The 1646-nt window shown below is 67.4% G+C and carries 2 protein-coding genes; both read left to right on the forward strand.

Going from position 1 to position 1646, the window contains the following annotated elements:
• On the forward strand, positions 1 to 531 hold a 531-nt coding region (locus ACRDUX_RS13390; protein WP_526414515.1), incomplete at its 5' end, for an ABC transporter permease.
• Positions 532 to 539: 8 nt separating this feature from the next.
• Positions 540 to 1646: ATP-binding cassette domain-containing protein (locus ACRDUX_RS13395; protein WP_526414516.1), on the forward strand; the 1107-nt coding region annotated here is incomplete at its 3' end.

The following is a 1646-nucleotide window of genomic DNA, read 5'->3' on the forward strand; positions in this document are numbered from 1 at the left end:
GTGTTCATGCGCGTGGTGGACGTCATGTTCGCGTTCCCGGTGCTGCTGCTCGCGCTCGCGATCGTCGCCATCCTCGGTCCAGGCGAGACCACCACCATGCTCGCGATCGGGGTCGTCTACACGCCGATCTTCGCGCGCGTCGCCAGGGCAAGCGCGCTGAGCATCAGGGTCGAGCCGTTCGTCCAGGTGTCGCGCACCATGGGCACCGGGCACTCGTACATCCTGATGCGGCACGTCCTGCCCAACATCGCGGGACCGCTGATCGTGCAGACGTCGTTGTCGCTGGCGTTCGCCATTTTGTCGGAGGCGGCGCTGTCATTCCTCGGTCTTGGCATCCAGCCACCCGAACCGTCGTTGGGGCGCATGATCTTCGACTCCCAGGGCTTCGTCACCCTCGCCTGGTGGATGGCCGTGTTCCCCGGCGCGGCGATCTTCGTGATCGTGCTCGCCTTCAACCTTCTCGGCGACGGGTTGCGCGATGTACTCGATCCCAAACAGCGCACGCTGCTGGAAGCGCGGAGGAAGCAGTGAACGGGCCCGTGTTGAAGGCATCCGACCTGCACGTGCGGATCGGCGGCGGGCAGATCGTTCGCGACGTGTCGTTCGAGGTTCAGCGCGAGGCAACGCTCGGCATCGTCGGTGAGTCGGGATCCGGCAAGTCGATGACGGTGCTCGCTGCGACAGGGTTGCTCGACGCGCCGGGCGCCGTCGTCTCCGGCTCGAGCATCCTCGTCGGCCAAGGGGATTCGGTTGAACTCGTCGGAGCGTCGGCACGGGCCTTGCGCGGTGTGCACGGCGGCCGGATCGGCTTCGTCTTCCAGGACCCCGGCACGTCGTTGAACCCTCTGCTCACCCTCGAACGTCAGATCACGGAATCCCTTGAGGCCCATCGGCGTCTGACCCGTCGGGAAGCCCGCGGCCGTGCGCTCGAGCTACTCGAGGCCGTCGGCCTTCCTGATCCGGAAACCAGACTGGGTTCCTACCCGCACCAACTGTCAGGAGGGCAGAGACAGCGGGTGATGATCGCAATCGCGCTGGCATGCGATCCCGAACTGCTCATCGCCGACGAACCGACCACGTCGCTGGACGTCACCACGCAAACCCAGATCATCGACCTGGTCCGCGACCTGCAACGTGACTTCGGTACTGCGGTCGTGTGGATCAGCCACGACCTCGGTGTAATCGGCCAGGTGGCCGACGACGTGACCGTCCTGCACGACGGTGAGGTCGTCGAGCAGGCGCCGATCCTCGAGGTGTTCGACCGTCCCCGGCAGCCGTACACCCGCGAACTTCTCGAGGCTCGCCCGCTGGTGGGAGAGAGCGGACCGGCCCCGGTAGCCGACGACGCCGCGGTCCTGCTCGAGGTCGCCGGGCTCGACGTGAGGTTTCCCGTCACGACCCCGACCGGCAGGTCGACCGTCCACGCGGTGAAGGACGTGTCATTCCGGATCCGCCGCGGATCGACGCTGGGACTCGTCGGTGAGTCCGGTTCCGGCAAGTCGACCGTCGCCGCGGCACTCACGGGGTTGGTGCGACCGGACGCCGGCCGGGCGCTGCTGGACGGCGCCGACCTCCTCGCCGGACGTCGCAGCGGGGGGAGACGAGCCGAGAAGGCACTGCGGCGGCGGATCGGCCTCGTTCTGCAA

The sequence above is a fragment of the Mycobacterium sp. genome, from assembly GCF_050701675.1.
Lineage (GTDB): Bacteria > Actinomycetota > Actinomycetes > Mycobacteriales > Mycobacteriaceae > Mycobacterium.